This window comes from Halotalea alkalilenta DSM 17697 (assembly GCF_000621205.1).
Classification (GTDB): Bacteria; Pseudomonadota; Gammaproteobacteria; order Pseudomonadales; family Halomonadaceae; genus Halotalea; species Halotalea alkalilenta.
In genome coordinates this window covers 189,205-210,035 of sequence record NZ_KK211230.1, presented here as the reverse complement: position 1 = coordinate 210,035, position 20,831 = coordinate 189,205, and the positions used below count along the sequence as shown (strand labels likewise).

The following is a 20,831-nucleotide window of genomic DNA, read 5'->3' as shown; positions in this document are numbered from 1 at the left end:
CCGCCCCTCGCATCTAAGCGAGCAAGAGGCGCGTTAGGACCCAAACGGTTCTCGACTCGCCAGGATCGAGAGCGTCGCTGGGTCAAAAGGGGTTTGTCATTAATCTGATGCCCCGTCTCGAGAGAGACGGGGCATCGCGTTTTAGGGCTCAGTGGTTTGGCCGCACCGTCAATCGGAGCGGGGCTGACGCAGGATGGCGTCGAGCAGATCGGGGAAGCGCGCGTCGAGATCGGCTCGGCGCAGGCTGTTCATATGGGTGGTGCCGGCGTGGCGGGTATGCACCAGGCCCGCTTCGCGAAGGACGCGAAAATGATGGGACATGCTCGACTTCGGCCGGCCACCGTCCAGCTCGCCACAGCTGGCCTCCGCGACTCGGGCGAGATGGCGCACGATGGCGAGGCGCACCGGATCGCTCAAGGCATGGAGTAGGCGCTCGAGATTGAAATCCTGGCTGGGCGGGTGCTTGAACGGTCGCATAGGCGCCATGATACACGAGCTTTGCGTGCGCACTTCAGTACGACTATGCTAGTTCGACCATTGTCGAACTAAGCAACCAAACCACCAAAGCCATACACGGTCAGGAATACTCGTATGCCCACGCTGTTCGAACCGTTCAAGCTCAAGGATGTTCATCTTCGCAACCGCATCGCGGTACCGCCGATGTGCCAGTACATGGCCGAGGATGGCATGCCCAACGACTGGCATGGGGTGCACTACGCCAGTATCGCACGCGGCGGTGCAGGCCTTGTGATCGTCGAGGCCACCGGGGTCTCCCCCGAGGGCCGGATCACGCCGAACTGCACGGGTCTCTGGAACGATGCCCAGCGCGACGCCTTCGCCCCGATCGCCGCCTCGATCAAGGCTGCGGGCGCGGTGCCGGGGATCCAGCTCGGCCATGCAGGACGCAAAGCGAGCGCCAACCGCCCATGGGAGGGCGATGACCACCTCGCCGAGGGCGACCCGCGCGGCTGGCAAACCATCGCTCCCTCCGCGCTGGCGTTCGGCGCCAACCTGCCGAAAGTGCCGAAGGAGATGAGCCTCGAGGAGATCGCCAGGGTCCGCGAGGACTTCGTCGCCGCCGCGCGGCGCGCGCACGAGGCCGGCTTCGAGTGGCTGGAGCTGCACTTCGCCCACGGCTACCTCGGCCAGAGCTTCTTCTCTCCTCATTCCAACCAGCGCACCGATGCCTATGGCGGCAGCCGCGAGAATCGCAGCCGGTTCCTGCTCGAAACGCTCGCCGCGGTACGCGAGGTATGGCCCGAGCACCTGCCGCTGACCGCTCGCTTCGGGGTGATCGAGTTCGACGGCGACGACGAAAGGACGATGACCGAGTCGATCGAGCTGGTTCGCGAGTTCAAGGCCGGCGGTCTCGATCTGCTCAGCGTCAGCATCGGCTTCTCGACCCCCGAGGCCAAGATTCCCTGGGGCCCCGGTTTCATGGGTCCGATCGCGCAGCGGGTTGGCCGCGAGAGCGGGCTGCCGGTCGCCTCGGCATGGGGCTTCGGCACGCCGGAGCTGTCCCAGAAGGCGATCACCAGCGGAGAACTCGACCTGGTGATGGTCGCCCGCGCCCACCTCGCCGACCCGCACTGGCCCTATGCCGCGGCCAAGGCGCTTGGGATCGAGCGCCCGTCGTGGACGCTGCCCGCGCCCTACGCCCACTGGCTCGAACGCTACTGAGCCGACGCCGACGAGAAGCCCCCGACATGGGGGCTTCTCATCGCTGACGCCCTCTTCTCCCCTTCGATTCAGGGCCTGATCACCGCGATCAGGTCCCCTGCCTCCATCGCCCGCGGCCCAGACGGAATGACGCGCTCGAGCACTCCCGCTATCGGCGCGGTGATCGTCGCCTCCATCTTCATCGCCTCGAGCGTCGCCAGTGGCGCACCGGCCTCGATCGGCTCGCCCGCCCTGGCGGTAACCGTGACCACGCCGGCATAGGGCACCGCGACCTGTCCAGGCTCGGTCGGGTCGGCTTTTTCCGTTTCATGCTGCTCGGCACTGACCGAGTGATCGCGCACCGAAAGCGGACGCAGCTGGCCGTTGAGACTGCACATCACCTGGCGCATGCCGCGCTCGTCGCTGGCCCCGATCGCACGAATCGCGACCAGCAGGCGCACCCCCTCCTCGAGCATCACCGCATGCTCCTCGCCCGGGCTCAGGCCATAGAAGTAGTCAGCGCTGGAGAGCACCGAGAGATCGCCATAGCGAGCGCGCACCTGCTCGAACGCCTTCGCCGGCGCGGCGAACAGCAACCGGTTGAGCAGCTGGCGACGCGCGGGTCCAGGCAGCGCAAGCGCGGCACGGCTTTCGTCGTCTAGCTCAGCGATCGCCGGCTTCCTGCTCCGCCCGGCCAGCGCCCGGCTGCGAAACGGCTCGGGCCAGCCGCCGGGAGGCGTACCGAGGTCACCGGCGAGAAAGCCGATCACCGAATCGGGGATATCGAAGCGCTGCGGATCAGCGGCGAAGTGTTCGATGTCGGCTCCCACCGCAACCAGCTGCAGCGCCAGGTCGCCGACCACCTTCGACGAGGGTGTCACCTTGACCAGCCGGCCGAGCAGACGATCGGCGCGCGCGTACATCTCCTCGATCGCCTCGAACCGGTCGCCCAGCCCCAGCGCCACCGCCTGCTGGCGCAGATTGGAGAGCTGGCCTCCGGGGATCTCGTGGTGGTAGACCCGCCCGGTCGGCGCCGGAAGCCCGGCCTCGAACGGCAGATAGAGCTTGCGCACCGCCTCCCAGTAGGGTTCGAGCGAATTGACCGCCGCCAGCGAAAGCCCGGTGTCACGCGGGGTGTGGGCGTAGGCCGCGACCAGGCTCGCGAGCGATGGCTGGCTGGTGGTGCCGGACATCGCGGCGCAGGCCGCGTCGATCGCGTCGGCGCCGGCCTCGACCGCCGCCATCAGGGTCGCCAGCTGGCCGCCGGCGGTGTCGTGGGTATGCAGGTGGATCGGCAGCTCGAAGCGGCTGCGCAGCGCCTCGATGAGGAGTCGCGCCGCCTGCGGACGCAGCAGTCCCGCCATGTCCTTGATCGCGAGGATATGGGCGCCGGCGGCGACGATCCGCTCGGCGAGATCGAGGTAGTAGTCGAGGGTGTAGAGCGTCTCGGCCGGGTCACTGAGATCGCCGGTATAGCAAAGCGCCACCTCGGCGACCGCGTGGGTGCGACGTACCGCTTCGATCGCCGGGCGCATCTGTTCGACGTCGTTGAGCGAGTCGAAGATGCGGAAGATGTCCACCCCTTGCGCCGCCGCCTCCTCGATGAAGGCATCGCTCACCGCGGTCGGATAGGGGGTGTAGCCGACGGTATTGCGTCCGCGCAGCAGCATCTGCAGCGCGACGTTGGGCAGCGCCTGGCGCAGCCGGGCCAGACGCTCCCAAGGATCCTCGCCGAGAAAGCGCAGCGCGACGTCGTAGGTCGCCCCGCCCCAGCATTCGACGCTGAGCAGTTCAGGGGTCAGCCGGGCGACATGGGGGGCGACTGCGAGCAGATCGTAGCTGCGCACCCGGGTGGCGAGCAGCGACTGGTGGGCGTCGCGGAAAGTGGTGTCGGTGACCCACACACGTGGCGACCGGCGCAGCTCTTGCGCGAACGCCTCGGCACCGACGGCGAGCAGACGCTGTCGGGTGCCCGGCGAAGGCTCGGCCTCGGGCAGCGGCGGCAGCTTGCTGGCCGGCTCCACACCGCCCGGTGGCGGGCCGAAGGGACGGTTGACGGTGACCTCGGCGAGCCAGCTCAGCAGCTTGGTCCCACGATCCTGGCTCGGCAGCGCCTGGAGCAGCCGGGGACGCTCCTCGATGAAGGCGGTGGAGAGATCCCCCAGCAGGAACGCCTCCTCCTCCAGCACGCCCTGAAGGAAAGCGATGTTGGAGCTCACCCCGCGGATGCGGAACTCCGCCAGCGCGCGACGCGCACGCGCCACCGCAAGCGGAAAGTCGCGACCGCGGCAGGTGAGCTTGACCAGCATCGAATCGAAGTGCGGGCTCACCTCGGCGCCGGCATAGGCGGTACCGCCATCGAGGCGCACGCCGGCACCACCCGCCGCGCGATAGGCCGTGATCATGCCGGTATCGGGACGAAATCCGTTGGCCGGATCCTCGGTGGTGATCCGGCATTGCAGCGCCGCGCCGTTGACCCGCAGGGCCTCCTAACTCAGCCCCAGCCCGGCGAGGGATTCTCCGCAGGCGATACGAATCTGCGCCTGGACCAGGTCGACGTCGGTGATCTCCTCGGTGACCGTATGCTCGACCTGGATGCGCGGATTCATCTCGATGAACACGTGCTGGCCAGCGTTCGGCCCGGCGGTCTCGAGCAGGAACTCGACGGTGCCAGCGTTGCGATAGCCGAGCGCGCGCGCAAACGAAACCGCGTCGCGATGCAGCGCCTCGCGCACGGCGGGATCGAGATTCGGCGCCGGGGCGATCTCGACCACCTTCTGGTGGCGGCGCTGTACCGAACAGTCACGCTCGAACAGATGGATCACCTCGCCCTGGCTGTCACCGAGGATCTGCACCTCGACGTGCCGCGGACGCTGCACCGCCTGCTCGATGAACACGGTCGGATCGCCGAAGGCACCCTCGGCCTCGCGCATCGCCGCCTCGAGCGCTCCCCGCAGCTGACCCTGCTCGGCGACCCGGCGCATGCCGCGGCCACCGCCACCGGCAACCGCCTTGACGAACAGCGGATAGGTCATCGGCCCCGCCGCCTCGAGCAGTACCTCCAGATCACTCGATGGCGCGCTCGAGGCCAGCACCGGGATACCCTGCTCGCGCGCCTTGGCCAGCGCTCGCACCTTGTCGCCGGCGACCTCCAGCACTTCCGCGGGCGGACCGATGAAGGCGATGCCAGCGTAGCGGCAAGCGCGGGCGAGGCCTGCGTTCTCGGAGAGAAAGCCATAGCCCGGGTAGACCGCATCGGCACCGCTCATCTTCGCCACCCGGATGATCTCGTCGATCGACAGATAGGCCCGCACCGGATGGCCCTGCTCACCGATCGGATAGGCTTCATCCGCCTTCAGGCGATGCTCCGAGTGGCGGTCCTCATGCGCGAACACCGCCACCGTGCGCGCACCGAGCTCGACTGCGGCGCGAAAGGCGCGTACCGCGATCTCGCCACGGTTGGCAACCAGTATTTTCTTGAACATCATCGATCGCTCTCCGCTGCTGAGCCTGCTGGAACACTTGTCCCCACGCCCATGGAGCCCCTCGCCGAGAAACGGCCACGAAGCGGGCCAGGGCGATATTGCCGTTCGCGGCGCCGATGAAGACCGACGCCGGATTCACCATCCATCTCAGAACCCGTTCACCCCTAGTGAAACGCGGTTCGACGAATCGAAGTACAGCAGCGGGTATCGAAATGAACACCGACGGTGTAACCCTAGGATGATTGATTCCATCAGTGCATGGAATCGCCCATCGCGCCCCAGGGAGAATGGCGAGGCGAACGCCCGGGACACCGAATCGGCTCGAACGAAAGCCGCCGCTTGACCCTCAAGCAAGTACAAGGTTCATGCTCGAGTGGATATGCGAAAGGCATATGCCACCTGAGGAAAACACGATGTCCGAAGCAACCGTCTGTGCTTGTCCTGAATGTGTCTGCGAAGTGGGAGAAAGTGCCATATTGGCCGACGGAAAGGCATATTGCAGCGACATTTGCGCCTCGCACCATGCTCAGGGCGAGAAAGAGTGCGGTCACTGCGCCTGCGGTAATTGATCTTCGTTTCCACACCGACACGACGCCGTCGCCGAATCTAGTGACGGCGTCGCCATGTACGGCAATGCAGCGCCCTCGCTACGACCCCATCGCCGACGAATTCGCCAGGACGGGAGCGCCCGTGCCCAGGGCGGTGAATACAACCCAGTTATTGTTACTGGTAATCCCCACTAGTCTTTTCCCCATGTATCTCGCGGACGCGAGATAGTCGCTCACCGAGATTGACCAATGGGTCAATACCAGAGGTAGCGCTAATGTGGCGATCTCTTTACTTCCCATTTATTTTTGCTTTCTGATAAGATCCGGCGACAGTGTGGGCAAGAAACTAAATTTCTGTATGGAGTAGATATGGCCGTTCTTAGCGATTACCTGAAAATGGAAAAAGAGCTCGAAGAGCTCCAAGCCCGCCTGCAGGCGATGGCATCCAATGAAACTTTCCAGCGCGAGCTCGAATTCAAACGCAAACTCGAGGCGCTACTCGAGCAGTTCGACAAGACCACCACGGATGTCATCGACATCCTCGATCCGCAGGGTGATCTGCGTGGCGCCCAAGCCGCGCCCAAGGCCAGCAAGAGCGGCGCGCCCTCCGGCGGCACGCGGCGCAAGCGCAAGCTCAAGATCTACAAGAACCCCCATACCGGCGGCGTGATCGAAACCCGAGGGGGCAATCACAAAGAACTCAAGGAATGGAAAGAAGAATACGGCGCCGACACCGTCGAAGGCTGGCTGACCGAAACGCAAGAAGCGGGTTGAAACCCGTTCGCCGGTAATACCGGCGGCGTCCGGGAAACTACCCTGGCGCCATCTTTCCTATCCCGAAGGCGTCGATGCTCATACATCGGCGCCTTCGCTTTTCGTTTGCGTAGCGCCGATCATGCCGGGCCCCCGGCACGAGTATCGGGCCCGGCTGCGGAAAATACCCACGCCGTTCTTGGCAACATACCCTACAAAAAAACCTGGGCAGTGGCTTGCGCTTGTCTCCCAATGTCAGTTGGCCGGATAAGCTCGAACATCGCCTCATCTGCATCCCGATTACCATCGGGAAGTAGTCATTGCCACAAGTGCCATTGCCCCACCAGGAAACAGTCGGGCTTTACACGCGGCCCTCCCCCTGCGTGATCGAGCGAGGCGATCATCGCGAGACGAAGCACTGCGACAGCCGGTCGCATTCCATAAAACCATATTAAGGGTAAGGTTTTGACAGCGTAGTGCGATGACTTGGAGCGCACCGCTGCGCGGCCCTCCAGAGGCCATTCGATTCAAGGGTGCAAGACAGCGGAAGACATAGCCATGAATGCAAAGAAACTCGGTGCCACCTTCGCCGCCCTCGCCTGCCTGGCGAGCTCGACCAGCGCTTTCGCCTACGGCGAGGGCGACTTCTTCGCCCGACTGGGCATGGTGAGGATCGAACCCACCGGCGGCAGTGCCCATCTCGGCGGCGCGCTGCAGGGCGCGACGGTGGACGTCGAGACCGAGAGGGCCGCGGCGTTCACTCTCGGCTATCGGTTCACCGACAAGTTCGGCGTGGAGCTGCTCGCCGCACCGCAGAGCTTCAAGCACGACATCAACGTGCGCGCGGGCGGTGAGAAAGTAACCAGCGGCAGCGTCCGCCATCTGCCGCCGACCTTGACCCTGCAGTACTACCCGCTCGGCGGTACCGATGCCCAAGTGCAGCCCTACATCGGCGCAGGGGTCAACTACACCCGCTTCTCCAGCGAGCACCTCTCACTGGAGGACACCTCGCTGAAACTCGAGGACGGCTGGAATGCCGCCGCCCAGGTAGGGGTCGACTACCAGCTCACCAGCAATCTCGCGCTCAACCTCGCAGTCTGGTACCTCGACATCGATTCCACCGCCATCGTGCACCAGGGTGGTCAGGAAGTGTCGCGCGCCAATATCGATATCAATCCGATCGTGGTGATGAGCGGCGTCAGCCTGCGTTTCTGAGCCTGGGTCCCGAGCGCGGCTCCAGCAATGGAGGGCGCTCCGGCCTCCAAGCGCCAGTCTCGAAGACCACCAAGTGAAGAAATCGCCCCGCCCCAGCGGGGCGATTTCGCAGACTGCTGACAAAGTATTTGAAGATGCCACGATGGCTTCCAGCCGCCTCCGAGAGCGCGCTGGCCGGCAATCGATTGCACCGGGGTTTGCGACATGGATGTCGCAAAAGGCGCGCCCGGACAGGGACGTCCATGCGCGCCGACCCTAGGGCAAGCGATTGATCGGCCGGGGTTTCGCGATCTCGTGGCGGCGCGTCCCCTTTCAGGGGGAGCGCGAGGGGTCCGCCCCTCGCATCTAAGCGAGCAAGAGGTGCGTTAGGACCCAAACGGTTCTCGACTCGCCAGGATCGAGAGTGTCGCTGGGTCAAAAGGGGTTTGTCATTAATCTGAGAAATCGCCCCGCCCCGGCGGGGCGATTTCGTTCGTCCGTGGCGGATCAATGCACAGCGGGCGGCGCCCCTTCCTCGTCGTTGAGGATCAGGTCGATCTCGCGCAGCACCTCGATCACCGGCAAGCGTGCGCCCATGCTCATCTGCGGCAGATAGACCTCAGCGGCAGCGGCGACGCTCGAGCCCTGGGGCAACGACTGGGCGCTCGCCAGCATCGTCCTCAGCCGAGCGACGAAGACGAACCGCAGCCACTGAGCCATCTCCATGCTATCGAGCGCGAAAGGCTCGAGGCTCGCGAACGCCTGCGGGCTCGGGGTCGGCTGACGCCAGATGTCGGCGGCACGCATCGCCGCTTCGAGCCGGGTCAGAGCGTCACTGAGTCGGATACGCTGGTTCATCTCTCTTCGTCCGTTGCTGAATGTCGGGGAAATGCGCTCACCCGAAACGAAGTAGACAAGATGCGGCCTCTGGGAGCAAACCCAATCCAACGGTCATCCACAGGTCATCAAGAATTCACAGAACGCCTGGACGCAGCTGTGGACAAACCTGGGAAAAGTACCGGGACCGCCGAGCCCATGCGCGATCGCGCCGAGAGATCAAAAATTGACCACTGCTGGGCATTCCTTCATCCGCCCGGCGATTGCCCTCGACACGCCCGCCGGGCACACTGCCCTCTTTCGCCAACTCACCCGCTTCGTCACTCCAGAGAGCCCGCATGCCTTCCCCGTCGACCCTCAGCGATTTCTTCGACCAAGCTCGGCTGAGCGCCCAGGTGTTCCACCTCGGCCGACGCGTCCAACCCTGCGACGCCGGGCATTTTCGCGCCTTCGAGGAGGAGCGGACCGCCTGGGAATTGCCACTGCGCGCAACGGCTCGGGTCGCGATCATCCTGCATGCCGAGGGCACGCCGGCGCGGCAGGCGGTGGTCTGGTGCCTGGCATTCGCACTCGACGAACTCGGCCAGCTGCAGCCGGCACCGCGCGACGCCTTCCTGCGCCGCCTGCTCGAACGCCAGGGCGAACGGCCCAGCGGCGAGGCACTGCTCGACCCGCTCAAGGACAATCCGCTTGCCTTCGCGCCCGAACCGCTGCCCCTGGCACTGCTCCATGCCCAAGCGTTCAAGGCCCTCGGGCTGCCGCCGAGCGGCAAGTTCGCCGAGGCCCGGGCCTACTACAGCGGCGAGCCGGATGCGCACGACTGGGCCACCCTCGATTACCAGAGCGTCGCCGACTGGTGCGTGCGCATGGACGCCGCCCAAGCGCGGCGGCTCGCTGAGCGGATCGATGCACTACCCGCCGAACCGCTGACCGCGCTGTGCCGTATGCTCGAACATCTGCCGAGCGAGGAGCCGGGACTGATCGAGGCGCTGCGCATTCGCGCCGAACGCGACCCCACGCTTCGCGAAGCCTGCCTGCGCGCGCTGCTCGCCAGCCCCATCGATGCAGCCGCGACTCAGCTGGAGCGGCTGCTCGATCATCGCCCCGGCATCGAGGAGCTCGCCATCATCAGCGCGCGCGGCTGGCACCATCTCGAGCACGAGCAGCGCCTTGCGCGCTATCTCGAAGCGATCGCCCAGGAGCCGGCTTTCGACTTCACCTCCTGCGTACGCGATCTGGCCCAGTTGCCTCGCCTGCGTCTGCCGGTGATCATGGCGCTTCGCACCGCCGCCGACGGTTCGGCAGTGCAGCGCAGACTCAACGAGCTTCCTCGCCGCTGACACTCGAGCGTCGAGGCCCATCCTCCACGGACATCGTCGATGAATTCACTGCCCTTTGAACCGCGCGCGATCATCGGTCGCCGCGAGATCGTCACCCTGCCTGAGCTCGGGCTCAAGCTGGTCTGCAAGGTCGACACCGGCGCCCACACCTCGGCGCTGCACGCCGAGCGGGTCGAGGCATTCCTGCGCGATGGCGAGCGCTGGGTACGCTTCGACACTTGGTCGGGCGATGACGAGAACAGCCTGCGCCACTTCGAGTGGCCGCTCTCCGACGAGCGAGAGGTGCGCAGCTCCAACGGCATCGCCGAGCGGCGCTTCGTGATCCGTACGCAAATGGAGATCGGCTCGATCAGCGACGAGATCGACCTTACCTTGGTCGACCGCCAGCAGATGCGCCATTCGATGCTGCTCGGCCGACGCGCGATGCGCCGCCTGCTGGTAGCTCCGGGGGCCTCTTTCCTCCAAGGCGCGCCCTAGGGCGTGTACACTCCCGCACACCGCGCGTACTCGCTCGACGCCAGGCGCCGGCGAGACAATCGTCATTGTCCAAGGATCGTCCATGCACATCGCCCTGCTTTCACGCAATGCGCGCCTCTATTCCACCCGCAGGCTGGTCGACGCCGCCGAGAGCCGCGGACATTCCGTACGCGTGATCGACACCCTGCGCTGCTATATGAACATCGCCTCGCACCGCCCCTCGATCCACTACAAAGGCGAGGAGCTCGAGCACTTCGACGCCGTGGTGCCGCGAATCGGCGCCTCGGTGACCTTCTACGGCTGCGCGGTGCTGCGCCAGTTCGAGATGATGGGCACCTACGTGCTCAACGACTCGGTGGGCATCACTCGCTCACGCGATAAACTGCGTTCGCTGCAGCTACTCTCGCGCAAGGGGATCGGCCTGCCGATCACCGGTTTCGCCCACTCCCCCGACGACATCCACGACCTGATCAAGATGGTCGGCGGCGCGCCGCTGGTGATCAAGCTGCTCGAAGGCACCCAGGGCATCGGCGTGGTGCTCGCCGAGACCCAGCAGGCCGCGGAGAGCGTGATCCAGGCGTTTCTCGGGCTCAAGGCCAACATCATGGTGCAGGAGTACATCAAGGAGGCGCAGGGCGCCGATCTGCGCTGCTTCGTGATCGGCGACAAGGTGGTGGCGACGATGAAGCGACAGGCGGTGGAGGGCGAGTTCCGCTCCAACCTGCACCGCGGCGGCACCGCCAGTGCGATTCGCATCACCCCGGAGGAGCGCTCGACCGCGGTACGCGCGGCCAAGGCGATGGGGCTGCGGGTGGCGGGCGTCGATCTGCTACGTTCCAACCATGGCCCGGTGGTGATGGAGGTGAACTCCTCTCCTGGCCTGGAAGGCATCGAGAACGCCACCGGCAAGGACGTCGCCGGTATGATCATCGAGCATCTCGAGAAACACGCCGCGCCGGTCAGCAAGGCTCCGCCTCGTCCGCGCGGCTGAGCCGTCAGCCTGGGCCTTGCGCCAGGAAGCGGCCCGGACCATTCAACTCTCATCGGCGTCACCGGAGGTGGCCCTAATGTTCCTCGACAATCGCCAGGCGGCGATGGACAGTGCGCTGGAGGCCCTCGCCGAGAGCCTCGACTACTTCTACGACAATACCAGCCGCCTCGACGACGGCGTGCGCAGCGTGCTCACGCCCCATTTCGAAGCCCGCCGCAGTGACGTGATCGAGCTGCGCCGTCTGTCGCGCGAACTGCTCAAGCTGTTGCCGCGCGACGCCGACGTCGAGCGCGACGACTACCTGTGGCTATGGAGTCGCCTCAAGGGCTTCGTCGGCGACAATGACCAGGTGCTGCTGCACGACATGCTCGAGCAGGAAAAGGTGATCATGCAGGCGCTCGCCAGGGCCCTGACCCATCCGCTGCCCGACGAGATCGAACCGGTGATGGAGCGGATATTCCGCGGCTGCCGCAACCTGATTCGCCAGCTCTACGACGCCCAGCAGCAGGCGGGCCAGGCCAAGCGCAGCAGGCGCGGGCGCGGCAAGCGCACGCGACAGCGCTGAGCGAGAAGAGCGAACGAGAAGGATGGATAGGCAGCGCTAATCGAGCGCCAGAGGCTCCTTGGGGCCGAGAAAGCGCGGCTCGCGGTGCCAGAGGTAGAGATCGCCCACCGTCATCGCGCGAGCGAACCATTCCCGCAGGCTAACGTAGCGATCGACCCCGGCCTGCTCCGGCATCGCCGCGCAGCCGTAGGCGTCGATCCCTTCTGCCTGGGCGATGAACAGCGCCCGGGGCAGATGCCAGGGCTGGGTGACCAGTGCGGCCTGCTCGACCCCGAATACCTCGCGTGCGCGAACCAGCGTATCGAAGGTGCTGAGGCCTGCGTAATCGAGAGTCATCGCCGAGCGCGGTACGTGGCGAGCCAGCAGGTCGCGCCACATGGTCACCGGCTCGTTGTAGTAGAGGCTGCGATTGTCACCGGAAAGCAGCAGATGCTCGATTCGACCGAGCCGCCAGAGTTCGGCCGCGGTATCGAGCCGCGCGTGATAGTAGGGGTTGGGAACGCCGCTGCGCATCCGGCTCGAGGTGCCGAAGACGATGCCCACCTCCAGACGCGGGCAGAGGGTGGCATCGGCGACCAGCCGGTCACGCGTCGCCGCCCAGACCCACAGGTTCGCCGCGCCGAACAGTACCAGCGTGAGCAGTATCAGCCCGAGCACCAGCGCGGTGAGCCAGCCCGCCGCGCGCCACCGCCGTTTCATCCCTGCGGCCATCGCATCCTCTTCACCCGCTGATTTCGCGCTCGCCGGCGTACCGGGGTTCGAAGCCCGGCTTCAGAACATGCCGAGCTCGAGACGCGCCTCTTCGCTCATCATCTCACGCGACCAAGGGGGATCGAAGACGATTTCGACGTGCACTTTCTTGACCTGCTCGGCGCCGAGGATCTTGTGCCGGGCGTCGGCCGCGATCACCTCGCCCATGCCGCAGCCGGGCGCGGTGAGGGTCATCTTGACGTTGACCATCTTCTCACCGGAGATCAGGGTATCGATCCGGCAGCCATAGACCAGCCCGAGTTCGACGATATTGACCGGGATCTCCGGGTCGAAGCAGGTGCGCAGCCGATCCCAGACGAAGGCCTCGAGCTCGGCGTCGCTGGCACCCGCGGCAAGCCGGGCACGGGGCAGCGGCTCGAGCCCGAGGGCATCGAGCTGGTCGCCCTCGATCAAGTAAAGCCGCCCTTCCAGGGCGATGCTGACCGAATCGCCGCGTGCCTGCATGATCTGCACCTCGGCGTCCTCGGCCAGCTCCACCGGCTTGCCGAAGGGCACCGAAATCGCCGTCACATCGCGAGTCAGCGGCAACACCTGCCCTTTGTAGAGGCGCTCCCCGGTCTCACTCATCTCAGCCTCTCACCATTTTCACCACCCGCTCGAGTGCATCGAGGAACGCCTCGACCTCCCCGAGGGTGTTGTAGATCGCAAAGGAGGCGCGGCAGGTCGCGTCGAGCCCGAAGCTGTGCAGCAGCGGCTGGGCGCAGTGGTGCCCGGTGCGGATCGCGACCCCGAACTGGTCGATCAAAAGGCCGATGTCCTGGGCGTGCACGCCGTCGATCACGAACGACAGCACCCCTGCCTTGCCCGGCGCCTCGCCGATCACCCGCGCGCCCTCGATCCGCTTGACCCCTTCGGTCGCACCGAGCAGCAGCCGGCGCTCCCACTCGTCGACCAGATCGACCGGGAAGCGGCTGAACCAGCGCAGCGCGGCGCCGAAGGCGATCACCTCGGCGATCGCCGGAGTGCCGGCCTCGAACTTGTGTGGCGGATCGGCGAAGGTGGTCTCGCCGTCGAGCCTCACCAGCTTGATCATCTCGCCGCCCCCCTGCCAGGGCGGCATCGCCTCGAGCAGCTCGAGCCGGCCATAGAGCGCGCCGACCCCGGTCGGACCGTAGACCTTGTGCGCGGAGAAGGCGTAGAAGTCGACCCCCAGCGCCTGGACGTCGATCGCCTGGTGCGGCGCCGCCTGGGCGCCGTCGACCAGGATCCTGGCGCCATGGGCGTGAGCGATGCGGACCAGTTCATCGACAGGATTGACGGTGCCGAGGGCGTTGGAGACGTGGGTCACCGCGACCAGCTTGGTGCGCGAAGTGAAAAGCCCAGCGTAAGCCGCGAGATCGAGCACGCCGCGTGAATCCACCGGGATGGTCTTGATCGAAAGCCCCCGCTCGGCGGCAAGCAGCTGCCAGGGCACGATGTTCGAGTGGTGCTCCATCATCGAGACCAGGATCTCGTCGCCGGGCTGGAGAAAAGCACGCCCGTAGCTCTGCGCGACCAGATTGATCGCTTCGGTGGTGCCGCGGGTGAAGACGATCTCGCGCTTGTCCGCGGCATTCAGGAAGCCGCGCACGCTCTCCCGGCTCTCTTCGAAAGCGGCGGTCGCCTCATCGGCCAGGCAGTGCAGGCCACGATGGATGTTGGCGTTGTAGCGATGGAAGTAGTCATCGAGGACGTCGATCACCGCTTGGGGCGTCTGGCTGGTCGCAGCGTTGTCCAGGTAGACCAGCGGTCGATCACCATGGACTCGGCGAGCGAGAATCGGGAACTCGGCACGGATGACATCGACATCGAGCAGCAGCTCGGCTTCTGTATTGTCGTGAATCTTCATTGCCGCACCTTGCCTCTGCACTCTAGGGAATCACATAGGGAATGACGCGACGCCCGTGCGGGCGCGCCGCGTCGCATTACTCGCCCAGCTCGACCAGGCCTTCGAGATTGAAGCGATCGGGCAGCATGCCCGCCACCCGTCGTTCGACCCGATGGGCGATCTCAGGAAGCTGGGTCGATTCGAGGATCTCGCCGGCGAAGGCCAGCGTCAGCAGCGCACGCGCCGTGTGCTGGTCGATGCCGCGCGCGCGCAGTGCGAACACCGCGTTCTCGTCGAGCTGGCCGGTGGTCGCGCCGTGCGAGCAGAGCACGTCGTCGGCGTAGATCTCGAGCTCCGGCTTGGTATCGATCTCGGCGCGATCGGAGAGCAGCAGATTGGCGTTGTTCTGATAGCCACGCACCTGCTGGGCGTCACGCTTGATGTAGACGCGGCCGTTGAACACCCCGCGCGCGCGGTCGTCGAGAATGCCCTTGTAGTTCTCGTTCGAATAGGTGCGCGCCACGTTGTGGTTGACCACGGTGTGGTTGTCGACGTGCTGGCGGCCCTGGGCGAAGAACAGCCCCCAGAAATCGGTCCGCGCGCCTTCGCCATTGAGCTCGGCGTCGAGATCGTTGCGGGTCAGCGCCCCGCCGAGGTTGAGGCTGTGCGAGGAGAAGTGGCTGTCGCGGGCCTGGTCGATCTTGAAATTGGCGATGTGGAACTCGCGCTCGGACGCCTCGTTGAGCTTGTAGTGATCGAGCCTGGCACCCGGGGCGAGGAACGCCTCGCCGACCAGGTTGGTCAGGTTGGCCGCGCCGCTCTCGCCGACGAAGTGCTCGAGCACGGTGGCCCGGGCGTTGTCGCCGAGGCGCAGGATCACCCGCGGGTGGCTCATCACCGCGCGCTCGGCGGCGGTGGAGACGAACAGCAGATAGATCGGCCTGTCGAGCTCGACGCCTCTACCGACCTCGATCACCGCCCCTTCGCCAGTGAAGGCGAGATTCAGCGCGGTGAAGGCGCTGGCCCGCTCATCGACCATGCTGGCCAATCCCGTCGGCAGTTCGCCGCGGGAAAGATAGCGCGACAGCGGCGCCACCTCGGCCCCGGCCGGCAGCCCGGACAGCGCCGAACGCTCGGCGTCGAATACGCCATCGACGAACACCATCCGGTAGGCGTCGAGCGCCAGGGCGAGCTCGGCACCGCGCGGAGACGCATGCCCGCCCTGCTGGTCGGCGAGGACGAAATCGGCACGCGCGATCGCACGCACGTCGGTGTACTTCCAGGCCTCGATGCGGCGGGTCGGCAGTCCGACCGCCTCGAACGCCGCGCGTCCGCGCTGGCGAAGCCGCTCGAGCTCGGCGAAGGCGGCCGGCGCCTGCGCGTCGAAGCCCGCGGAGAAATGCCCCAGCGCCTGATCCGGCACCGGCGCATCGGGACGAATGGCGGTAACGGTCATGCGTGCTCCCCTTCGAGAATCCAATCGTAGCCGCGCGACTCGAGCTCGAGGGCGAGCCCCTTGTCGCCGGAGCGGGCGATGCGCCCGTCGATCAGCACGTGGACGTGGTCCGGCACGATATAGTCGAGCAGCCGCTGGTAGTGGGTGACGATCAGGATCGACCGATCCGCCGTACGCAGCGAATTGACTCCCTCGGCGACCACCTTCATCGCGTCGATGTCGAGGCCGGAGTCGATCTCGTCGAGCAGTGCGAGCTTGGGCTCGAGCACCAGCATCTGGAGGATCTCGTTACGCTTCTTCTCGCCGCCGGAGAAGCCTTCGTTGACCGCGCGCTGGAGGAACGCGCCGTCCATCTTCATGAACGCGAGCTTATCCTTGATCAGCCGCATGAACTCCGGAGCGGGGATCTCGTCGAGTCCCTGGGCCTTGCGCTTGGCGTTGAGCGCCGCGCGCAGCAGGTAGACGTTCTTCACTCCCGGAATCTCGACCGGGTACTGAAAGCCCATCAGCACCCCCGCCTGGGCCCGCTCCTCGACTTCCATCTCGAGCAGGTCACGGCCCTCGAAGGTGATCGACCCGCCGGTGACCTCGTACCCTTCCTTGCCGGCGATCACCGCCGAGAGGGTCGACTTGCCGGCGCCGTTGGGGCCCATGATCGCGTGAACTTCGCCCGGCGCGATGGTCAGGTCGACCCCCTTGAGGATGGCCTTGTCTTCGACCTTGGCGTGCAGATCCTTGATCTCGAGCATGATGTCTGAACCTTTCATATCTAGCGTGATGCCGGCGACCTGGCGGCGCCGGGGATAATGTCGATATTCGCGCCGGCCTCAGCCGACCGAGCCTTCGAGGGTGACGCTGAGCAGCGCTTCGGCCTCGACCGCGAACTCCATCGGCAACTCCTGGAAAACGTCCTTGCAGAAGCCGTTGACGATCATGCTCACCGCGTCCTCTTCGCTGATCCCGCGCGCGCGGCAGTAGAACAGCTGGTCGTCGGCGATCTTCGAGGTGGTGGCCTCGTGCTCGACGGTGGCGCGGGCGTTGCCGATTTCCTGGTAGGGAAAGGTGTGGGCGCCGCAGCGGTCACCGATCAAGAGCGAATCGCACTGGGTGTAGTTGCGCGCGCCCTCGGCGCGGGGCGCGATCTTGACCAGGCCACGGTAGGACTGGTCGGAGCGCCCGGCGGCGATACCCTTGGAGATGATCGTCGAGCGGGTGTGCTTGCCGATGTGGATCATCTTGGTGCCGGTATCGGCCTGCTGGCGGCCGTTGGTCACCGCCACCGAATAGAACTCGCCCTGGGAGTAGTCGCCGGTGAGCAGGCAGGAGGGGTACTTCCAGGTGATCGCCGAACCGGTCTCGACCTGGGTCCAACTGATCCGCGAGCGCGCCCCCCGGCAGTCACCGCGCTTGGTGACGAAGTTGTAGATCCCGCCCTTGCCATCCTCGTCGCCGGGATACCAGTTCTGCACCGTCGAGTACTTGATGTAGGCATCGTCCAGCGCGACCAGCTCGACCACAGCGGCATGGAGCTGGTTCTCGTCACGCATCGGCGCGGTACAGCCCTCGAGGTAGGAGACCTGGGCGCCCTTCTCGCAGACGATCAGGGTACGCTCGAACTGGCCGGTGTTGGCGGCGTTGATGCGGAAGTAAGTGGAGAGCTCCATCGGGCACTTGACGCCCTCGGGCACGAAGACGAAGGAGCCATCGGTGAACACCGCCGAATTGAGCGCGGCGAAGAAATTGTCACCCGTCGGCACCACGGTGCCGAGGTAGCGCCTGACCAGTTCGGGGTACTCGCGGATCGCCTCCGAGATCGAGCAGAAGATCACTCCCGCCTCGGAGAGCTTGGCCTTGAAGGTGGTCGCCACCGAGACCGAGTCGAACACCGCATCGACCGCGACGCCGGCGAGCGCGGCCCGCTCGTGCAGCGGGATCCCGAGCTTCTCGTAGGTCTCGAGCAGCTTGGGATCGACCTCGTCGAGGCTCTTCGGCGCGTCGTCTTTGGATTTCGGCGCGCTGAAGTAGGAGATCGACTGGTAGTCGATCGGCGGATAGTCGAGGTGCGCCCAGGAAGGCTCGCGCATGGTCTGCCACTGGCGGAAGGCATCGAGGCGCCATTCGAGCATCCATTCAGGCTCGCCCTTCTTGTTCGAAATGAAGGCGATCACTTGCTCGTCGAGCCCGGGGGCCAGGGTGTCGCTCTCGATCTCGGTGAAGAACCCCTGCTTGTACTCGCGCTGAACGAGCCTTTCCATCTCTTCGGTTGCCATATTCCTCTCCCCTGCGAGCGTAGTGACGGTCGCTCGGCCCTTCATGTATGTGTCTAGTCCACGGCTTGCGCGAAAATGTCCTGCCGCGCTCAGCGCGCTGTCGCGTCCGTTACCCGCGCATCGCTGACCAAAAGCGACTCGCCGACGTGGCGAACGGCGCTCTCGGCGCGTGGCGGGGTCAACTTGAGCGGCTCGCGCTGGGCGAGATGCTCGAGGGTGACGCTGTCGAGCAGCTGGCGAATCGCCACCGACACCCGCTGCCAGTTATCGGCGACGCCGCATATCGCGGCCAGGTCGCAGTCGCTGCCGCCGTGGCTGCAGGCGGTCATCGCCACCGGCCCCTCGATCGCCTCGATGATGTCGCTGACCCGGATCGAGCGGGCCGGGCGAGCGAGCAGATAGCCGCCCTGCACGCCGCGTCGCGAGACCAAAAGCCCAGCCTTCTGCAAAAGCTTGAGTGTCTTGCTCACCGTCGGACGCGGCAAGCCGACGCTCGTCGCCAGCTCCGGCGCGGCGTGAGCGCTCTCCGGATGGCGCGCGATCTGCGCCATCACCACACCGGCGTAATCGCTGAGTTTCGACAGTTTGAGCACGCTTCCACCCCGTTGAGTGATTGCGGACTATTTTAGTCCTGTTTAGCCATTGCTGTGAAGCTATGGCCCGGATTGATTCGTCATATCGTGCGCGTTACGGACACGTTGCCCGACAATCACGCGCAAATGCGACAAATTATCACTTTCACCCCATAAGCTTCGATGCAGATTTTTTCTCCCCCCGGATGCGCGCCGGTGCGCCAGGGTGTTCAATGCCTCGACGGCCGCCGCGCGGCATCGCGCCCACGACGACCACCTCCGTATTCCCGAGAGGCCCGGCCATTCATGTCCAATCGTTCCATCCCGCTGTTTTCCGCTTCCCGCCAGACCCTTGGCAGCGGCTATTCCCTCGCCCATCTGCGCCGCGACATCGTCGCCGGGCTCACCGTCGGAGTGATCGCCATCCCGCTGGCGATGGCGCTGGCGATCGCCGTCGGCGTGCCGCCCCAGCATGGCCTCTACACCGTGATGGTGGCGGCCCCGCTGATCGCCCTCTGCGGCGGCTCGCGCTACAACATCAGCGGTCCGACCGCGGCTTTCGTCGTGGTGCTGCTGCCGATCACCGAGCGCTTCGGCCTCGGCGGCCTGCTCTCCTGCACCCTGCTCGCCGGACTGATCCTGGTGGCGATGGGCATGCTGCGGGTGGGCCGGCTGATCCAGTTCATTCCTTATCCGGTGACCCTGGGCTTCACCGCCGGTATCGGCGTGGTGATCGCAACGCTTCAGCTCAAGGACTTCCTCGGTCTGAGCCCCGCCGCCGCCGGCCACGACTACCTCGCCCAGCTCGCGGCCCTGGGCCAGGCGCTGCCGAGCCTGCGTTTCGCGGATGCGCTGATCGGCGCGCTGACGCTCGCCACGCTGATCCTCTGGCCGCGCCTGGTGCCGAAGGTACCCGGCCATCTCGCCGCCCTCGCGGTGGGCACCCTGGCCGGCCTGGCGATGGTCCATTTCGGCCAGGGCCCCGAGACGCTCGGCGAACGTTTCCACTACCAGCAGGACGGCCTGACCCTCCCCGGCATCCCACCGATGCTGCCGGACTTCGCCTGGCCGTGGGAGCTGGTGGGGGCGGACGGGGCGCCGCTCGGGCTCTCCTTCGAGCTGCTCCGGGCGCTGCTGCCATCGGCGCTGGCGATCGCCATGCTCGGCGCGATCGAGTCGCTGCTCTGCGCAGTGGTCGCCGACGGCATGGCGGGCTCCCGTCACGACCCCGATGCCGAGCTGGTCGGCCAGGGCATCGGCAACCTGGTCGCGCCGCTGTTCGGTGGCATCCCTGCCACCGCGGCGATCGCCCGCACCGCGGCGAGCGTCCGCGCGGGGGCCTACTCCCCGCTGGCCGCGGTGATCCACGCCGCGGTGGTGCTGCTCGCGATCCTGCTGCTCGCCCCGCTGTTCGCCATTCTGCCGATGGCCGCGCTGGCGGCGCTGCTGCTGATGGTCGCCTGGAACATGAGCGAACCACGCCACGTAGTCCATGCGCTGCGCGTCGCTCCACGCCATGACCAACTGGTACTGCTGACCTGCCTGGTGCTCACCGTGCTGTTCGATATGGTACTGGCGGTGGGCGTCGGGCTGCTGCTCGCCGCCGGGCTATTCATCAAGCGGATGAGCGAGGAGACCGCCACCGCATCGCTGACCCCGAGCGATGCCGAGCTGCTCGAGGCGCTGCCGGCGGGTGTGCGTGGTTACTCGATCAGTGGACCGCTGTTCTTCGGCGCAGCGGAAAAGGCGCTCGGCGCGCTGCGCCGCTTCGACCCGGAGGTGCGGGTGGTGATCGTCGACATGCGCGACGTACCGCTGCTCGACATGACCGCGCTGGTCGCGCTGGAGAACGTGATCGACGACTATCGCCGCCAGCACATCGGTCTGGTGCTGGTGGGCGTGCGTCCCCGGCTGCGGCTCAAGCTTCGCCGCGCGGGCGTGAGGAGCGTCAGGCATCAGCTGGCCTACGTCGCGGGCCTCGCGCGCGCGCGCCGCCAAGCGAAGGAGTGGCTCGAAGCCGCCGAGTGATGGCGTGCATGCCACCAAAGTCGGGAGCGCGGAGCGTGGGCCGTTGTGGTTAGGCTTGGGCGAGCCCAGCGAGGATAG

Annotated in this window: 20 protein-coding genes; 9 read left to right on the top strand and 11 right to left on the bottom strand. The window is 66.0% G+C overall.

Annotated features, from left to right (window positions below):
• Positions 1-168: 168 nt before the first annotated feature.
• Positions 169-486, bottom strand: coding sequence for an ArsR/SmtB family transcription factor (locus Q376_RS0116425; protein WP_027351233.1), 318 nt, complete (start codon positions 484-486; stop codon positions 169-171).
• Between the two features lie 105 nt (positions 487-591).
• Between Q376_RS0116425 and Q376_RS0116420 the strand changes: the two genes are divergently transcribed.
• Entirely contained in the window at positions 592-1,680 is a 1,089-nt protein-coding gene (locus Q376_RS0116420; RefSeq protein ID WP_027351232.1) for an NADH:flavin oxidoreductase/NADH oxidase, read from the top strand.
• Between the two features lie 68 nt (positions 1,681-1,748).
• Here Q376_RS0116420 and Q376_RS23115 read toward each other — a convergent pair whose 3' ends face one another.
• Together Q376_RS23115 and Q376_RS25230 are read right to left on the bottom strand one after the other, a co-directional pair.
• Entirely contained in the window at positions 1,749-4,142 is a 2,394-nt protein-coding gene (locus Q376_RS23115) for a pyruvate carboxylase (protein WP_211266704.1), read from the bottom strand.
• 6 nt (positions 4,143-4,148) lie between these two features.
• Positions 4,149-5,147 carry an ATP-binding protein gene (locus Q376_RS25230; RefSeq protein ID WP_211266696.1) on the bottom strand — a complete coding sequence of 333 codons (999 nt, stop codon included), beginning with the start codon at positions 5,145-5,147 and terminating at the stop codon, positions 4,149-4,151.
• Between the two features lie 284 nt (positions 5,148-5,431).
• On the opposite strand from Q376_RS25230, the gene Q376_RS25600 reads away from it, so the two are divergent.
• The 3 genes from Q376_RS25600 (at position 5,432) to Q376_RS0116405 (ending at position 7,660) form a co-directional block, all read left to right on the top strand.
• A complete protein-coding gene (locus Q376_RS25600; protein ID WP_342665986.1) occupies positions 5,432-5,713 on the top strand; it encodes a hypothetical protein in 282 nt (93 codons plus the stop codon).
• A 348-nt stretch (positions 5,714-6,061) separates the two neighbouring features.
• Positions 6,062-6,466 (top strand): histone-like nucleoid-structuring protein, MvaT/MvaU family, encoded by a 405-nt coding sequence (locus tag Q376_RS0116410; RefSeq protein ID WP_027351231.1) that lies wholly within the window; start codon positions 6,062-6,064, stop codon positions 6,464-6,466.
• A 537-nt stretch (positions 6,467-7,003) separates the two neighbouring features.
• Positions 7,004-7,660, top strand: coding sequence for an OmpW/AlkL family protein (locus Q376_RS0116405; RefSeq protein WP_027351230.1), 657 nt, complete (start codon positions 7,004-7,006; stop codon positions 7,658-7,660).
• Positions 7,661-8,146: 486 nt separating this feature from the next.
• On the opposite strand, the gene Q376_RS0116400 is transcribed toward Q376_RS0116405, so the two are convergent.
• Entirely contained in the window at positions 8,147-8,497 is a 351-nt protein-coding gene (locus Q376_RS0116400; protein WP_027351229.1) for a YqcC family protein, read from the bottom strand.
• 317 nt (positions 8,498-8,814) lie between these two features.
• Here Q376_RS0116400 and Q376_RS0116395 point away from each other — a divergent pair, with 317 nt between their 5' ends.
• The 4 genes from Q376_RS0116395 to Q376_RS0116380 all read left to right on the top strand — a co-directional run bounded on the left by Q376_RS0116395 (position 8,815) and on the right by Q376_RS0116380 (position 11,849).
• Positions 8,815-9,816, top strand: a complete 1,002-nt coding sequence (locus tag Q376_RS0116395; protein WP_027351228.1) for a DUF3549 family protein — start codon at positions 8,815-8,817, stop codon at positions 9,814-9,816.
• Between the two features lie 39 nt (positions 9,817-9,855).
• The gene (locus Q376_RS0116390) at positions 9,856-10,293 is read left to right on the top strand and encodes an ATP-dependent zinc protease family protein (protein ID WP_027351227.1); all 438 of its coding nucleotides are present in this window, start codon (positions 9,856-9,858) and stop codon (positions 10,291-10,293) included.
• An 82-nt stretch (positions 10,294-10,375) separates the two neighbouring features.
• A complete protein-coding gene (gene rimK, locus Q376_RS0116385) occupies positions 10,376-11,284 on the top strand; it encodes a 30S ribosomal protein S6--L-glutamate ligase (RefSeq protein ID WP_027351226.1) in 909 nt (302 codons plus the stop codon).
• A 76-nt stretch (positions 11,285-11,360) separates the two neighbouring features.
• Positions 11,361-11,849, top strand: a complete 489-nt coding sequence (locus Q376_RS0116380) for a hypothetical protein (RefSeq protein ID WP_027351225.1) — start codon at positions 11,361-11,363, stop codon at positions 11,847-11,849.
• 36 nt (positions 11,850-11,885) lie between these two features.
• Here Q376_RS0116380 and Q376_RS0116375 read toward each other — a convergent pair whose 3' ends face one another.
• The 7 genes from Q376_RS0116375 to Q376_RS23110 form a co-directional block, all read right to left on the bottom strand.
• Positions 11,886-12,560, bottom strand: a complete 675-nt coding sequence (locus Q376_RS0116375; protein WP_245598981.1) for a SanA/YdcF family protein — start codon at positions 12,558-12,560, stop codon at positions 11,886-11,888.
• 60 nt (positions 12,561-12,620) lie between these two features.
• The gene (sufT, locus tag Q376_RS0116370; RefSeq protein ID WP_027351223.1) at positions 12,621-13,187 is read right to left on the bottom strand and encodes a putative Fe-S cluster assembly protein SufT; all 567 of its coding nucleotides are present in this window, start codon (positions 13,185-13,187) and stop codon (positions 12,621-12,623) included.
• A 1-nt stretch (position 13,188) separates the two neighbouring features.
• Positions 13,189-14,448: an aminotransferase class V-fold PLP-dependent enzyme gene (locus Q376_RS0116365; protein WP_027351222.1), complete on the bottom strand. Its 1,260-nt coding sequence runs from the start codon at positions 14,446-14,448 to the stop codon at positions 13,189-13,191.
• A gap of 76 nt (positions 14,449-14,524) precedes the next feature.
• A complete protein-coding gene (gene sufD, locus Q376_RS0116360; RefSeq protein WP_081803612.1) occupies positions 14,525-15,883 on the bottom strand; it encodes a Fe-S cluster assembly protein SufD in 1,359 nt (452 codons plus the stop codon).
• Positions 15,880-16,632, bottom strand: coding sequence for a Fe-S cluster assembly ATPase SufC (gene sufC / locus Q376_RS0116355; RefSeq protein ID WP_027351220.1), 753 nt, complete (start codon positions 16,630-16,632; stop codon positions 15,880-15,882). The genes sufD and sufC overlap by 4 nt, the downstream gene beginning before the upstream one ends.
• Before the next feature lie 78 nt (positions 16,633-16,710).
• On the bottom strand, positions 16,711-18,153 hold the full coding sequence (gene sufB / locus Q376_RS0116350) for a Fe-S cluster assembly protein SufB (protein WP_027351219.1): 1,443 nt from the start codon (positions 18,151-18,153) through the stop codon (positions 16,711-16,713).
• Between the two features lie 89 nt (positions 18,154-18,242).
• The gene (locus tag Q376_RS23110) at positions 18,243-18,746 is read right to left on the bottom strand and encodes an SUF system Fe-S cluster assembly regulator (protein ID WP_081803611.1); all 504 of its coding nucleotides are present in this window, start codon (positions 18,744-18,746) and stop codon (positions 18,243-18,245) included.
• A gap of 285 nt (positions 18,747-19,031) precedes the next feature.
• Between Q376_RS23110 and dauA the strand changes: the two genes are divergently transcribed.
• Positions 19,032-20,753, top strand: a complete 1,722-nt coding sequence (gene dauA / locus Q376_RS0116340) for a C4-dicarboxylic acid transporter DauA (RefSeq protein ID WP_027351218.1) — start codon at positions 19,032-19,034, stop codon at positions 20,751-20,753.
• The last annotated feature ends 78 nt before the right edge of the window (positions 20,754-20,831 follow it).

Bases quoted from the DNA above. Each gene is read 5' to 3' on its own strand.
- Q376_RS0116380 (WP_027351225.1), top strand. From the start codon at position 11,361: ATGTTCCTCGACAATCGCCAGGCGGCGATGGACAGTGCGCTGGAGGCC.
- Q376_RS0116365 (WP_027351222.1), bottom strand. From the start codon at position 14,448: ATGAAGATTCACGACAATACAGAAGCCGAGCTGCTGCTCGATGTCGAT.
- sufB (WP_027351219.1), bottom strand. From the start codon at position 18,153: ATGGCAACCGAAGAGATGGAAAGGCTCGTTCAGCGCGAGTACAAGCAG.
- sufC (WP_027351220.1), bottom strand. From the start codon at position 16,632: ATGCTCGAGATCAAGGATCTGCACGCCAAGGTCGAAGACAAGGCCATC.
- Q376_RS0116400 (WP_027351229.1), bottom strand. From the start codon at position 8,497: ATGAACCAGCGTATCCGACTCAGTGACGCTCTGACCCGGCTCGAAGCG.
- sufT (WP_027351223.1), bottom strand. From the start codon at position 13,187: ATGAGTGAGACCGGGGAGCGCCTCTACAAAGGGCAGGTGTTGCCGCTG.
- Q376_RS0116410 (WP_027351231.1), top strand. From the start codon at position 6,062: ATGGCCGTTCTTAGCGATTACCTGAAAATGGAAAAAGAGCTCGAAGAG.
- Q376_RS25600 (WP_342665986.1), top strand. From the start codon at position 5,432: ATGGCGAGGCGAACGCCCGGGACACCGAATCGGCTCGAACGAAAGCCG.
- rimK (WP_027351226.1), top strand. From the start codon at position 10,376: ATGCACATCGCCCTGCTTTCACGCAATGCGCGCCTCTATTCCACCCGC.
- Q376_RS0116395 (WP_027351228.1), top strand. From the start codon at position 8,815: ATGCCTTCCCCGTCGACCCTCAGCGATTTCTTCGACCAAGCTCGGCTG.
- Q376_RS0116420 (WP_027351232.1), top strand. From the start codon at position 592: ATGCCCACGCTGTTCGAACCGTTCAAGCTCAAGGATGTTCATCTTCGC.
- dauA (WP_027351218.1), top strand. From the start codon at position 19,032: ATGTCCAATCGTTCCATCCCGCTGTTTTCCGCTTCCCGCCAGACCCTT.
- Q376_RS0116405 (WP_027351230.1), top strand. From the start codon at position 7,004: ATGAATGCAAAGAAACTCGGTGCCACCTTCGCCGCCCTCGCCTGCCTG.
- Q376_RS0116425 (WP_027351233.1), bottom strand. From the start codon at position 486: ATGGCGCCTATGCGACCGTTCAAGCACCCGCCCAGCCAGGATTTCAAT.
- Q376_RS0116375 (WP_245598981.1), bottom strand. From the start codon at position 12,560: ATGGCCGCAGGGATGAAACGGCGGTGGCGCGCGGCGGGCTGGCTCACC.
- sufD (WP_081803612.1), bottom strand. From the start codon at position 15,883: ATGACCGTTACCGCCATTCGTCCCGATGCGCCGGTGCCGGATCAGGCG.
- Q376_RS25230 (WP_211266696.1), bottom strand. From the start codon at position 5,147: ATGATGTTCAAGAAAATACTGGTTGCCAACCGTGGCGAGATCGCGGTA.
- Q376_RS0116390 (WP_027351227.1), top strand. From the start codon at position 9,856: ATGAATTCACTGCCCTTTGAACCGCGCGCGATCATCGGTCGCCGCGAG.